10 protein-coding genes are annotated in these 12,966 nt (G+C 64.1%); 7 read left to right on the top strand and 3 right to left on the bottom strand.

The window, feature by feature from the left end:
* The first annotated feature begins 55 nt into the window (after nucleotides 1-55).
* The 5 genes from mgtE (at nucleotide 56) to glmS (ending at nucleotide 6,927) form a co-directional block, all read left to right on the top strand.
* Nucleotides 56-1,429: a magnesium transporter gene (mgtE, locus tag HUS66_RS14090; RefSeq protein WP_175071615.1), complete on the top strand. Its 1,374-nt coding sequence runs from the start codon at nucleotides 56-58 to the stop codon at nucleotides 1,427-1,429.
* A 199-nt stretch (nucleotides 1,430-1,628) separates the two neighbouring features.
* On the top strand, nucleotides 1,629-2,426 hold the full coding sequence (locus HUS66_RS14085) for an undecaprenyl-diphosphate phosphatase (RefSeq protein ID WP_175071613.1): 798 nt from the start codon (nucleotides 1,629-1,631) through the stop codon (nucleotides 2,424-2,426).
* A gap of 10 nt (nucleotides 2,427-2,436) precedes the next feature.
* Nucleotides 2,437-3,582 (top strand): FAD:protein FMN transferase, encoded by a 1,146-nt coding sequence (locus HUS66_RS14080; protein WP_175071611.1) that lies wholly within the window; start codon nucleotides 2,437-2,439, stop codon nucleotides 3,580-3,582.
* Nucleotides 3,579-4,949: a bifunctional UDP-N-acetylglucosamine diphosphorylase/glucosamine-1-phosphate N-acetyltransferase GlmU gene (gene glmU, locus HUS66_RS14075; RefSeq protein ID WP_175071609.1), complete on the top strand. Its 1,371-nt coding sequence runs from the start codon at nucleotides 3,579-3,581 to the stop codon at nucleotides 4,947-4,949. The genes HUS66_RS14080 and glmU overlap by 4 nt, the downstream gene beginning before the upstream one ends.
* A 142-nt stretch (nucleotides 4,950-5,091) precedes the next feature.
* A complete protein-coding gene (gene glmS / locus HUS66_RS14070) occupies nucleotides 5,092-6,927 on the top strand; it encodes a glutamine--fructose-6-phosphate transaminase (isomerizing) (protein WP_175071607.1) in 1,836 nt (611 codons plus the stop codon).
* 118 nt (nucleotides 6,928-7,045) lie between these two features.
* Here the strand turns inward: glmS and HUS66_RS14065 are convergent, their stop codons facing one another.
* Nucleotides 7,046-8,278, bottom strand: coding sequence for an oxidoreductase (locus HUS66_RS14065; protein WP_217488052.1), 1,233 nt, complete (start codon nucleotides 8,276-8,278; stop codon nucleotides 7,046-7,048).
* 94 nt (nucleotides 8,279-8,372) lie between these two features.
* Here HUS66_RS14065 and HUS66_RS14060 point away from each other — a divergent pair, with 94 nt between their 5' ends.
* Nucleotides 8,373-9,254, top strand: a complete 882-nt coding sequence (locus HUS66_RS14060; RefSeq protein ID WP_254628844.1) for a LysR family transcriptional regulator — start codon at nucleotides 8,373-8,375, stop codon at nucleotides 9,252-9,254.
* A 126-nt stretch (nucleotides 9,255-9,380) separates the two neighbouring features.
* Here the strand turns inward: HUS66_RS14060 and HUS66_RS14055 are convergent, their stop codons facing one another.
* Nucleotides 9,381-10,295, bottom strand: a complete 915-nt coding sequence (locus HUS66_RS14055; protein ID WP_175071605.1) for a LysR substrate-binding domain-containing protein — start codon at nucleotides 10,293-10,295, stop codon at nucleotides 9,381-9,383.
* A 99-nt stretch (nucleotides 10,296-10,394) separates the two neighbouring features.
* Between HUS66_RS14055 and HUS66_RS14050 the strand changes: the two genes are divergently transcribed.
* Nucleotides 10,395-11,306: a DMT family transporter gene (locus HUS66_RS14050; RefSeq protein WP_175071603.1), complete on the top strand. Its 912-nt coding sequence runs from the start codon at nucleotides 10,395-10,397 to the stop codon at nucleotides 11,304-11,306.
* 105 nt (nucleotides 11,307-11,411) lie between these two features.
* Here HUS66_RS14050 and hglS read toward each other — a convergent pair whose 3' ends face one another.
* The gene (gene hglS / locus HUS66_RS14045; RefSeq protein ID WP_175071601.1) at nucleotides 11,412-12,785 is read right to left on the bottom strand and encodes a 2-oxoadipate dioxygenase/decarboxylase HglS; all 1,374 of its coding nucleotides are present in this window, start codon (nucleotides 12,783-12,785) and stop codon (nucleotides 11,412-11,414) included.
* Nucleotides 12,786-12,966: the final 181 nt, after the last annotated feature.

Genomic DNA, 12,966 nt, shown 5'->3' with positions numbered 1-12,966 from the left:
GGCGAGGTATCGTTGGGCAGTTGTCCAGAGACAGAATCGGAGTCAGGAGGAGGCGATGGCAAAGACAGATAGCTTGCAGGCTGACAAGGGGCTGCTTGAAACCGCCCTTGCGCAGAAGGATCAGATCGCTCTCGAGGCCTTGCTTGGCAAGCGGCGCTCTGCGGATGTGGCCGAACTGCTCGAGACGTTCATCGACGATGACGATGACGAGGCAACGGCGCTTGCACTGCTCGAGACGCTGTCGTTCGAGCGGGGCGGCAATGTCTTCAGCTACCTGCAGGATGAGACCCAGCAGCGGCTTGCCGCCGGCATGGCCGACAAGCGATTGGTCAAGCTGCTCGAGGAGATGGGGTCGGACGAGCGTGCCGATTTCTTCAATCTGGTCGGTGAGGACCGACGCGAGGCCCTGCTGCGCCGAATGGCGCGCCACGAACGCGAGGAGGTCCTGCTGCTGGCCAGCTACGAGGAGGGCACCGCCGGGGCGCTGATGACCGCTGACTATGTGGCGATCCCGGCTGGGTTGAGTGTGTCCCAGGCGATGATGCGGGTCCGCCAGACGGCGCCGGATGCCGAGACCGTCTACCAGATTTATATTCTCGATGGCGATGGTCGGCTCATCGGCACCCTGTCGCTGCGTCAGCTGATGGTGGCGCGTCCTGGTGCCGCGGTTGACGACCTGATGATTCGCGATGTTATCCACACCCAGGTGGATGCCGAGCAGGAAGACGTGGCCAAGCTGGTGGCTCGCTACGACCTCTTGGCTGTCCCGGTGGTCGATAACAGCGAGCGTCTGGTGGGCATCGTGACCCATGATGACGCCCTGGACGTGGTCGAGGCCGAGGCCACTGAAGATATCCACAAGGGGATGTCGATCGGCCAGCTGGAGACCGGTGTCAGCCGAGTGCCGCTGCTGAAACTGTATCGCAAGCGCATTGTCTGGCTGGTGCTGCTGGTGTTCGGCAACCTCTTCTCAGGAGCCGGCATCGCCTTCTTCGAGGACACCATCGCCGCCCAGGTAGCGCTGGTATTCTTCCTGCCGTTGCTGATCGGCAGTGGCGGCAACGCCGGCGCCCAGGCGGCCACCTTGACGGTACGTGGCATGGCCACCGGCGATGTCGGCGTGCGGGATTGGGGCAAACTGATGGGCCGCGAGCTGCTGGTGGCCGGCGCCCTGGGCCTGACCATGGCATTGGCCGTGGCGCCGATCGGCGTGATACGCGGTGGCGAAGCGGTGGCCCTGGTGGTGGCGATCAGCATGATCACTATCGTGCTGTTTGGCAGCCTGCTCGGCATGTGTCTGCCTTTCCTGCTCGACCGCCTGGGCTGGGACCCGGCGACGGCATCGGCACCGCTGGTGACCACCGTAATCGATGCCTGTGGAGTGGTGATCTACTTCGGTATCGCCAGCCATTTGCTGGGGCTTGGCTAGATTACTCCGGTAGCCCGCCCGGCTAGATGATTCGGCCAAGCCGACTGGCCAGGTTGAGTTTCAGGTTCTGGAGAAGAACCCGAGTCGGGGGGGGCGAGGACAAGACTGGGTCTGACGTGTATCCTCAAGCCCCACTTGGCGCAGGCGTAAGAGGCAAGAGGCGTCTGGCGGGTTAACCCGATCAACGAAAGTGAACCGCATGGATTGGCTACAGGTCGTCGTTTTGGCCCTGGTACAGGGCATCTCCGAATTCTTGCCGGTCTCGAGTTCGGCCCATCTGGTGCTGGTTCCGGCCCTCACTGACTGGCCCGATCAGGGGCTGGCTTTTGACGTGGCGCTGCATGTCGGCAGCCTATCGGCGGTGGTGGTGTATTTCCGCCGCGATCTGATCAAGATGATGACCAGCTGGTGTGGCTCGCTCGCGGGGCGCGGCCAGGATGAGAGTTCGCGGCTCACCTGGTGGGTGATCCTTGCCACCATCCCGGTCGGCCTGGTGGGGCTTGCCTGCAAGGACCTAGTCGAGGACAACCTGCGTTCGGGCTTGGTGATCGGGGCGAGTCTGGCCGTCTTCGGGCTGGTGCTGGGCTGGGCCGATCTTCGTCATCGCGGACATCGCAATGAGTTCGATCTGACCTGGAAGGATGCCCTGCTGATCGGCCTCGCCCAGGCGCTGGCGCTGATTCCAGGCACCTCGCGTTCGGGTATCACCATGACCGCGGCCCTGATGCTGGGGCTGAGTCGAGAGGCCTCGGCGCGCTTCTCCTTCCTGTTGTCGATGCCCGTGATCGTACTGGCCGGCGGTCTCAAGACCCTCGATCTGCTCGAGTCTCCCGTACCCGTGAACTGGATAACGCTGGCCGTCGGCACCCTGTTGTCAGGTATCAGCGCCTATCTGTGCATCCATTATTTCCTGGCATTCATTCACCGCATCGGTATGCAGCCCTTCGTGATCTATCGCGTGGTCTTCGGGCTGTGGCTGGTGTGGTTCTTCTGGTAGGACAGCGATCATGACTCGACGCCTTTCCCTGTTTGCGCTTGCGGCGCTGTTGCTCGTGGTAGCGCTGAGCGGTTGTAGCGAGCCGCTCCGCGAGGCCCCGATCACGCTCAAGGGGCAGATCTTCGGCACTTACTATCAGGTGATTCTGGCCAAGCCGATGACCCGCGACCAGGTCGCCGATATCGAGGCCGGGATTCTCGATGAACTCGAGGCCGTCGATGCCTCGATGTCGACCTATCGTGAGGATTCGGAGCTCTCAACCTTCAATCGCTCGCCGGTCGGCGAGTGGCAGCCTCTCTCGCCTGAGCTGATGCAGGTACTCGAGATCAGTCGGCGGGTCTCCCAGGCAAGCGATGGTGCCTTCGATATCACTGTGGGTGGCCTTGTGAACCTGTGGAGCTTTGGTCCCGAGGCGCGCCCCGAGAAGGTACCGCCTGAGGATCAGCTTCAGGAGCGCCTGGCCCAGATCGGTCCCGACAAGGTCGAACTGGATATAGACGCCGGCCGAGCTCGGCGCCTGAGCGATGTCTATGTCGATCTCTCGGCGGTGGCCAAGGGCTTCGGTGTCGATCAGGTCGGCGACTATCTCGAGGAACAGGGGATCGAAAACTTCCTGGTCGATATCGGCGGCGAGCTGGTGCTGCGTGGTCATCGCGACGATGACGGCGACCCCTGGCGGGTCGGGGTGGAAGTGCCGGACGAGCATCGCCAGGTGGCGCAGTACGTGCTCGCCCTGACCGACATGTCGGTCGCCACCTCGGGCGACTATCGCAACTACTTTGAAGAAGACGGCAAGCGCTACTCCCATACCATCGACCCGCGCACCGGGCGGCCGGTAGAGCATGCGCTGGCATCGGTGACGGTGCTGGGTGAGACTACCGCCTACGCAGATGCCTGGGCGACCGCGCTTAGCGTCCTTGGCCCCCGGGCCTCTCTCGAGACGGCGCGCCGCGAAGGACTGGCGGTGCTTACCCTCGAGCGCGAGGGCGAGGGCTGGATCAGTCGGGCCAGCCCGGCCTTCGCCGAGCGGGTCGGCGATGCCACGCTCGACAAGCTAGGGATTCCGCGGCCGGATCAGGATACGGCGCAAGACCCGGTTCAAGGCTCGCTTCAAGACTCGGACCAAGACTCGGACCAAGACAACGAGGAGACATGATGACACTCGACGTGGTGATTCTCGCCGCTGGCCAGGGAACGCGCATGCGTTCTCGCAAGCCCAAGGTCCTGCACACGCTGGCGGGTAAGCCGATGGTGCGTCATGTGATCGATACGGCGGCTGGCCTCGGCGCCGACAAGCTGCATGTGGTGATCGGCCACGGCGGCGATGACATGCGTCAGTCGCTGGGTGACGCCGGCGTGCATTTCGCCGTGCAGGAGCAACAGCTCGGCACTGGCCATGCCGTCGCCCAGACCCTCGATCAGCTCGGCCATGACAAGGTCCTGGTGCTCTACGGCGATGTGCCGTTGATTCGCCGTGAAACCCTCAGAGAGCTGCTGGCTCGGGTCGACGAGGATCATATGGGGCTGCTCAGCGTGACCCTCGATGAGCCCAAGGGCTATGGCCGTATTCTGCGCGACGCAGACGGCCAGGTGGTCGCCATCGTCGAGCACAAGGACGCCAGCGAGGCGGAGCGCGCGGTCAAGGAATGCAATACCGGCATCATGGCCATGACGGCGGCCCAGCTGAAACGCTGGCTACCGCAGCTATCCGCCGACAACCAGCAGGGTGAGTATTATCTGACCGACGTGATCGCCATGGCCGCCGCCGAAGGGGTAGGGGTCGTCACCGCCCAGCCGGCCACGCCGATCGAGGTCGAAGGCGTCAACAACCGCCTGCAGCTGGCGCGCCTGGAGCGGGCTTACCAGCACAGCGTCGCCGAACGGCTGATGACCGAGGGCGTCGCCCTGGCCGACCCGTCGCGGATCGACGTGCGAGGGACCCTGACCTGCGGCCGTGACGTCGAGATCGACGTCGGCTGCGTCTTCGAAGGCGACGTGGAACTCGGCGAAGGCGTGCGCATCGGCCCCTACTGCGTGATCCGTGACAGTCACTTGGGCGCAGAGACGGTGGTCGAAGCCCACAGCATGATCGATCAGGCGGTGGCCGCCGGCCACAACCAGATCGGCCCTTTCGCTCGGCTGCGCCCCGGCACTCAGCTTGCCATCAAGGCCAAGGTCGGCAACTTCGTCGAGACCAAGAACGCTCGGGTCGGCGAAGGCAGCAAGATCAATCACCTGAGCTATGTCGGTGATGCGCGCCTTGGCGAGGGCGTGAACGTTGGCGCCGGCACCATCACCTGCAACTACGATGGCGTCAACAAGCACCGTACCGAGATCGGCGACGGCGCCTTCATCGGCTCCAATACCGCCCTGGTCGCGCCGGTCAGTATTGGTGAGGGAGCCACCGTTGGCGCCGGCTCGACCATCAGCAAGGACGTCGCTGACCACGCCCTGGCGGTGTCTCGAGCGCGTCAGATCAGCAAGGCCGACTGGCCGCGGCCGAGCAAGAGCGCCAAGGACTGAAATAGCGTCAAGGACTAACGGCGCATCATAAAGTGAATTTATCCGGCCCCGGGTGCGAGGCGCTGAGTCAGTGCCCGCCGGGGGCCGACTCGATGGCTCGACACGAAGGTCCGGCCGTCGGCAAGCATGAGAGGAGAACGGCATGTGTGGAATCGTCGCAGCGGTCGCCGAGCGTAACGTCCAGGGCATCCTGCTCGAAGGCTTGAAGCGCCTCGAGTATCGGGGCTATGACTCGGCCGGAATGGCCGTACTGACGGCCGAGGGGCGTCTCGAACGCCAGCGCGCTGCCGGCAAGGTGGCGGCACTCGAAGCCTGTCTCGATGCCTCACCGCTGGTCGGCAGCGTGGGCATCGCCCATACCCGCTGGGCGACTCACGGCAAGCCCAGCGAACACAATGCCCATCCGCACCAGTCCGGCGACAGCCTGGCGGTCGTTCATAACGGCATCATCGAGAACTTCGAGGTGCTCAAGACCGAGCTGGAAGGGCAGGGCTACGCCTTTACCTCGCAGACCGATACCGAGGTCATTGCCCACTTGGTCGGCCGGGAGTTCACCCTCGGTCAGGATCTGCTGGCATCGGTGCAGCGTGTGCTGGCGACCCTGGACGGCGCTTATGCGCTGGGGGTGGTTCACCGCGGCGAACCCGATACCCTGGTCGGCGCCCGCAAGGGCAGCCCGCTGGTGGTCGGCGTGGGCATCGAGGAGGCCTTCCTGGCCTCTGACCCGCTGGCGTTGCTGCAGGTCACCGATCGCTTCATCTATCTGCAGGAGGGCGACGTGGTACGCCTGCGTCGTGGCGGCAGCATCGAGATCTTCGACGCCGCCGGGCAGGGCGTCGAGCGGCCGATCCAGGTCTTCGAGCACGGCGACGGTGCCGCCAGCAAGGGCGAGTATCGCCACTTCATGCTCAAGGAAATCTACGAGCAGCCTCAGGTGATTGCGGCAACTCTCGAGGGTCGTCTTGGCGAGCGCAGCGCACTGATCGAGAGCTTCGGCAATGGCGCCGAGGAGCTGCTGTCGCAGGTCAAGCAGGTGCACATCGTCGCCTGCGGCACCAGCTATCACGCGGGTCTGGTGGCGCGCTACTGGCTCGAGCAGTACGCCGGCATTCCCACTCAGGTCGAGGTGGCGTCGGAGTTCCGCTATCGCCGGGTGGTGGTGCCCGAGGGCACCCTGTTCGTGACCCTGTCACAGTCCGGGGAGACCGCCGATACCCTGGCTGCGCTGCGCTTCTCCCGAGAGCTCGGCTACTTGGGAAGCCTGGCGATCTGCAACGTACCCGGCAGTTCCCTGGTGCGGGAATCCGACCTGACGCTGATGACCCAGGCAGGCCCCGAGATCGGCGTAGCCTCGACCAAGGCCTTTACGACACAGCTTGCTGCCCTGATGCTGCTGACGCTGGGCCTTGGCAAGGTGAATGGCATGGACGAGGCTCGCCAGGCCGAGATTGTCACGGCGCTGCGCGGCCTGCCCACCTTGATGGGCCGCGTGCTGGGACTCGACGGCGAGATCGAGGCACTGTCCACGGCCTTCGCCGAGAAGAATCATGCGCTCTTCCTGGGCCGTGGCGCCCACTTCCCGATTGCCCTGGAAGGTGCGCTCAAGCTCAAGGAAATTTCCTATATCCACGCCGAGGCCTATCCCGCCGGCGAGCTCAAACACGGCCCGCTGGCGCTAGTCGACAGCGAGATGCCGGTGATTTCGGTGGCCCCCAACGACGCCCTGCTCGACAAGCTCAAGTCGAACCTGCAGGAAGTGCGTGCCCGTGGCGGCGAGCTTTACGTGTTCGCCGACGAGAGCGTGGGTCTCGAGGAAGCCGAGGGCCTGCATGTGCTGCGTCTGCCGCACATCGACGAGGCCCTGGCGCCGATCCTCTACACCCTGCCGTTGCAGCTACTGTCCTACCATGTCGCGGTGCTCAAGGGCACCGACGTCGATCAGCCGCGTAACCTGGCGAAATCCGTGACCGTGGAATAACGCCAGCGGCCTGTGTGTCTCTTGGGCGCGTGGGCCAGTAAAGGCCTTTAACGCCGGCCTCCCATGCCGATCTGCTCGGCGAGGGAGGCCGGCGTTTTATTGCCAGCCAAAGGAATACTCAAGAAAGAAAGCCGAAATGCCGCTGCCAGGTCGCTGTGCGTGCCTGATCTCGTGCCTCGTAGTCGGCTAGCGCCTCCTCGAGGCTGCCAGGCGATTCGGTGTCTCGATCCTCGCCGAGCCGGGTGAGTCGCATGGTGTACCAGGCGGTGACGCCCCCCTCTGGTGGCGTGTCGAAGCGCGGAAAGGCAAGCTCAGAGCAGTGTCCATGGCGCCACTGGTGGGGCAGATCAGGCGCGAGCGCCAGGCCGCGGGCCAGGCCGATGATATCGGCGGCGCCTTCGGCGACGACATCGCGGGCCTGGGCCAGGGACTTGAAGCCGCCGGTCAGCATCAATGGCAGCGTCGTTTTCTGGCGTGCCTGTCGGGCGAAGTCCAGAAAGTAGGGGCCGCTCGCCGAGCCGTCCGAGGCCGATCGCGCTCCGGGGAAGTAGGTGCCGCCACTTATGTCCAGCAGATCGATGGCCTCGCGGTCCAGTGCCTCGACCACCGCGAGGGCGTCGACCTGACTCAAGCCGCCTTCCAACTGGTCGGTGGCATTGAGCTTGACCGCGATCGGAAACGCCGGCCCTACGGCTTCACGTACTGCTTGGATTACCTCGATCAGCAGGCGCTGGCGGTTGTCGATGGAGCCGCCATAGGCGTCTTCGCGCTGGTTGAACAGGGGAGACAGGAACTGGCTCAACAGGAAGCCGTGGGCCGCATGGATCTGCACGCCGCCGAAGCCGGCGCCCTTGCCAAGACGGGCCGTGCGGGCGAACTCCTCGGGCAGGGCGTGAATCTCGGCAAGGCTCAGGGCCTCGCAGCTAAGCCCAGGCAGGTCCAGGGCACTGGGGCCCCTGGGCATGCTGGTCGGCGGATAGGCCAGCGCTCCCGCATGGCCCAACTGAAGCCACAGGCCGCTGCCGTGCTGGTCGCCAGAACGCGCGAGTCGCTGGAAGCGTTCTATATCCGACTGGTCGTTCAGGACCAGGTTGCCAGGTTTCTCGGCGACATCGGACCTGCCTTGCACCTCACCAATCAAGGAAAGGGCAACCCCGCCTTCGGCCCAGCGCTCGTAGAGCCGGCATTGGGTAGTCGTTGGGTGGCCGGTGCCGTCGCCGAGGGAATCCGACATTGCCGCCTTGGCGATGCGGTTCTTCAATACGCTGCCGCAGGGTAGGGTCAGGGGGATAAAGAGGACGTCGGCATCGTTCATGAACGCTGCCCCGGCGCTGAAGCTCGACTCGGTCATGTTGCGCTCCTTGGACATTTCAAATGCTGTCCTCATCGTGACAGTCGCCGCGGCGGCCGATAATCCGTTGCCGAGGCACAGGATCTGTGAGCATATGGAACAGATGAAACCGGATACCGAACTCGCCATCTTCCACGCGGTCGTCGAGGCAGGGAGCTTCTCGGGAGCCGCCCGCCAGCTGGGTATCACTCACTCGGCGGTCAGCAAGCGCATTGCCCGCCTGGAGCAGCGCCTGGGGACAGCCTTGCTGGTGCGTTCCACCCGACATATGCGCCTGACAGAGGCCGGCGAGGCCTACGCCGGCGAAACCCGGGAACTGCTGGCCAGGCTCAGGCAGGTGGAACAGGAGATTACCGAGGGCACGGGGGCGCTCAGAGGCCGCATCCGGATCACCGCACCGACGGCGCTGGGCAAGCAGCAACTGATGCCGCTGTTGCTGGCCTTCATGGATGATTATCCGGCGGTGGAGATCGACCTGACGCTGACCGATGCGATCGTCGACCTGGTGCATGAGGGCATGGACCTGGCGGTCCGCAGCGCCTCTCTGGACGATTCCGGGCTGATCGCCCGACGGCTTACCACCCATCCTCGCCTGATCTGCGCCGCGCCCGGCTATCTGGCGCGACACGGCTGGCCGGCAAGCCCCGGCGACCTGGCGCGGCATACCTGCCTGTTCCTGAACCTGTCGCGGGGCGTCTCCATGTGGGGGCTGCGGGAAAGCCCTCGCGGCCAGCCCGGCTTCCTGTCCAATTCCCTGGAGACCCTGCATGCCGCCTGCCTGCATGGACGGGGGATCGCCTGTTTGCCCCGCTACATGGTGGCAGAAGATCTTGCGGCCGAGCGGCTTCACCCCCTGCTGGATGCTTACCGTGACACTCAGGTCGGCACCGCCATTTCGATTCTACGCCCCGAGACCAGCCTGCTGCCGCGGCGGGTACGCGCCCTGATCGACTACCTGGTGGAACACTTTCCCTGAGGGCTCAGCGTTTGAGCGCCTTCGAGGCTAGCTCCTGGCGTTAACCCTTCCCCACCAAGGACGGTATCGGCGCTGACTCTCTGGGTTCTGTCGCCATCAGTCTGGGGCTTTAGCGTTGCTGTTGTCCTACGTTGGCGTGCCGTTCAGCGTCTCTTCCAGCCAGCCCAGCAATGCCCGTGTGGCGTAGCGTTCCGATGATCTGTGGCGTGTGTACACGGCGATCGCCTCCGGTTGATACAGGCTTTCGCGCACGGGACGCACCAGCTCATCCGACGCGATCAGCCGTTCGGCCGTGCGTCGCCAACCCAGTGCCACGCCGTGGCCTTCCAGCGTTGCTTGAAGCATCAGCGGATAGCTGTCGAAGGTCTTTCCCGGCAGGGGGGCCGTCAGCGGATGCTCCATGGCGCGGAACCAGTCGGCCCACTCTATCCAGTCCGGTGGCTCCACTCGATGATGAAGCAACTCGGCTCCAGCGAGCGACGCCAACGAGAGGGGTGCCTTTACTGCCGCAGGATGGTCTGGGCTGCAGATAGGATAAATCTCGTCGCTGGCAGTAAAAGCGAGGTGATGGTTGCCGCTGGGCCTGCCGTTGGTTTGCAGTGCGATATCAAACGGATCGGGATATTCGGTCAAGGGGCGTGTCGAGGTGGCCAGCTTTAGATCGATGTCGGGGTAGCGGCGGTTGAAGCTCGCCAGGCGCGGCATCAACCAATAGAACGCCTCACAGAGCTGACAGAAAAGAATCACCTGAGCACCGTGGCTGGGGCCGCGCAAGTCGTTGGCCTGATCCGCCATGTTGCCTAACGAGCGAGAGACGATATGGGCAAACTCGCGACCCTCTGGGGTGAGAAAGACGCCGCGATTTCGGCGCTCGAATAGCGCCTGGCCCAGGTCTTCCTCCAGTGCGCGGACCTGGCGGCTGATCGCGGCCTGGGTGAGATGCAGTTCATCCGCCGCTCGGGAGAAACTCTCGAGGCGTGCGGCTGCCTCGAAGGGCAGCAACGTCGACAAGGGCGGAAGTGATCGGCCTAGCCAATTCATAATCTGAGCTCATGGATGGTGACGCAGAAGTCGTTAGTCAGGTGAAAGGCGCCCCATGCATGCTGATTCCCTCTCAATCCAGAAAACACAGGGATCATCATGCACGACACACGCCATGACAATCATCGCCAAGGGGTGATGTTGATCGTCGGCTCGGTCTGTCTGCTCGCTTTATCCGATGCTCTGGTTAAGTATCTCAGCGCAGCTCTGTCACTTTGGCAACTGCTCGCATCGGCATCATTGGTGTCACTCCCCATGCTGGCGGGATGCTTGGTCTTGCGCGGAGGGCTTGCCGCCCTTGTGCCCGAGAGGATCGGGTGGGTGGTACTGCGAAGCTTACTGTTGTTGGCGATGTGGTTGTTGTTCTACGCCGCGCTGCCATTGATTCCGCTCGCCACCGCCGCGGTGGGCATCTATACCACGCCACTGTTCATTGCGATTATCGCCTCTCTGGTGGGCGATGAAAGGCTGACGCTCCATGGCTGGGCGGCGATCGGTATCGGTTTCGCAGGCGTCCTGTTGGTGCTGCGTCCAGGAACGGGATTGGTCTCTTTCGCCGCGATATTGCCGGTGGCGGCCGCCTGTTGTTATGCCGTTGCCATGGTCTTGACGCGTCGTCACTGCGCTGGCGAGCGCCCGCTGGTATTGGCGCTGGGCCTGAACCTCTCCTTTGCGTTGGCTGGCATAGTGGGCAGCGGCCTGACGGGGGGGATCGATGACGCAGCGAGTCAGCAGGGCTTCTTGAACCGTGAGTGGCAGCCACTCGAGGCCATCGAGATAGGGCTGATCCTGCTTTATGCGCTATTGATGGTGACCGTCAACACGGGCGTCGCGCGGGCCTATCAGATTGCGCCGTCTTCCCTGGTGGGGACCTTCGATTACGCCTATCTACTCTTTGCAGCCGTCTGGGGCCTGGTGTTGTTCGATGAGGTGCCTGACCGGCTTTCCGTGATGGGGATGGGGGTGATCCTGATCGCAGGCGGGCTAGTCATGCGGCGACGAGGACGCTGACTCGGTTAATCTGCACAAACGACGCAATGACCGGTGGGATGGACCAGCTGTGCCATCCCACCGGGCTTTTCGCTCGCCTTTATCGCTTTCTTGAGGCGCCCTTTCTCAGTCTGCCGTGGCGCTCCCCAGGGTCTTCAGCACCCCTTCCTTGGAAATGCTCTCACGCTCGGCGTAGAGGGCGAGCTCATCGGTGACAGTAGCGCCCAGGGCGGCCTCGAAGGCTTCGCGGTTGGCGTGCCCGGTATAGGCATCGTTCTGCGCGCCGCCGAGGTTCGACTGGAAGATGCCCGCCGCACTGACCGGCAGGAAGTCCTCATAGGTGATCGGCCGAGCCGTGACCAGACCCTGCGCAATCAGCGCGTCAAGGTCCGTTTCATGGCCTGCATCGGCGGCGTGCCCGGCATCGGTGAGGCGGTACTCGAAGAAAGCCAGCTCCTCGCGGCGCAGGGTAGCCTCATCATCCGGGAACTCGGCGAATACCTCGGCCAGCGCCTGCTGGTGGGCGTCGTTGGCGAGCCCTTGGGTCTTGTCCCGGGAGGCGGCGAGCAGGCGATCATAGAGCGCTCGACCCTTGCCGGTCAGCGCCACGCCGCGCTGTTCGATCTCGCCGAAGCGGGCGGTGTGGGTCCCCTGACGCTCGCCCTTGAAGTGAGTCGGTTCCTCCAGGGCCTTGAAACTGGTCTGGCGCAGCAGGATCGGGCAGTGACGGCGGGGCGGCCCCTCGATGATTTCCTTGGCGTTCATGCCGGCGGCCGGCATGCGCTTCTGGACTTCATCGATATCCAGGGTGCGGGGCGTCAAATGGTTGATATGCGGGCCACGGAAGCAGACCACATCGGCGATCAGCCGGTGCTCGGCGTGCAGCGCCTCATAGGTGGCGAGATCCACGGTGGCATCGCGGTGCCAGCGAAAGGTCTCCAGTGCCTCGGCCACGAAGCGGTCGGCCTGTTCGTCGCTGAGCCCGCCCTGAGATTCGCTGAGCGCGATCAACTCCCGGGCGCCAGCGGTGAAGATATCGCGCTCGGCAAGGATCGACGCGGCCTGCTCGCGAAGTGCGGGGCTCTCGATCAGCTCCAGGCGCAGCAGCGAGGTGAAGACCCGGAAGGGGTTACGAGAAAGGGCGGCATCGTCGATAGGGCGGAAGGCGGTGGAATGCACCGGCACCCCGGCCTCGGAGAGGTCGTAGTAACCGACCGGGTGCATGCCCATCACCGCGAACAGCCGGCGCAGCATGGCAAGCTCTTCCGCAGTGCCGACGCGAATGGCGCCGTGGCGCTCGACCCCGAGACGATTCAGCTCGTCATGGGCGGCAAGCCGCTCGGCGAGTGCGGTGTCACGCTCGAGGGTCTCGCGATTCACCTCGTCGACCAGCTCGAGCAGCGTTTCGTACTGGGGCACCTCGGCCTGGTACATGGCCGACATCGCCTTCGAAAAACGGTCGCGAATGTCATCGGGAGCAACGAGAGAAGTATTCGACATGTTTATGTCTCCATGGGTATGTGGTGAGCATCGAAAGCTGAGTTAACGGCAGAGGCCTGTTTCAGCGTCTCCAGCAGCCCCTGCAGGGGGTGAGGCAATGACGTGTCGGAGAGTCGCTTGGCCTGGCTGCGGCAGGAATAGCCGGTGGCCAACAGGCGGCCGGTGTTGGCGGGGTCTTCCA

This window comes from Onishia taeanensis (assembly GCF_013349955.1).
Taxonomy (GTDB): Bacteria; Pseudomonadota; Gammaproteobacteria; order Pseudomonadales; family Halomonadaceae; genus Onishia; species Onishia taeanensis_B.
This window is presented reverse-complemented; position numbering and strand designations above follow the sequence as displayed.

Coding starts and splice junctions, on each gene's coding strand:
- mgtE (WP_175071615.1), top strand. CDS start 56: ATGGCAAAGACAGATAGCTTGCAGGCTGACAAGGGGCTGCTTGAAACC.
- HUS66_RS14060 (WP_254628844.1), top strand. CDS start 8,373: ATGGAACAGATGAAACCGGATACCGAACTCGCCATCTTCCACGCGGTC.
- HUS66_RS14055 (WP_175071605.1), bottom strand. CDS start 10,295: ATGAATTGGCTAGGCCGATCACTTCCGCCCTTGTCGACGTTGCTGCCC.
- glmS (WP_175071607.1), top strand. CDS start 5,092: ATGTGTGGAATCGTCGCAGCGGTCGCCGAGCGTAACGTCCAGGGCATC.
- glmU (WP_175071609.1), top strand. CDS start 3,579: ATGATGACACTCGACGTGGTGATTCTCGCCGCTGGCCAGGGAACGCGC.
- HUS66_RS14065 (WP_217488052.1), bottom strand. CDS start 8,278: ATGACCGAGTCGAGCTTCAGCGCCGGGGCAGCGTTCATGAACGATGCC.
- HUS66_RS14085 (WP_175071613.1), top strand. CDS start 1,629: ATGGATTGGCTACAGGTCGTCGTTTTGGCCCTGGTACAGGGCATCTCC.
- hglS (WP_175071601.1), bottom strand. CDS start 12,785: ATGTCGAATACTTCTCTCGTTGCTCCCGATGACATTCGCGACCGTTTT.
- HUS66_RS14080 (WP_175071611.1), top strand. CDS start 2,437: ATGACTCGACGCCTTTCCCTGTTTGCGCTTGCGGCGCTGTTGCTCGTG.
- HUS66_RS14050 (WP_175071603.1), top strand. CDS start 10,395: ATGCACGACACACGCCATGACAATCATCGCCAAGGGGTGATGTTGATC.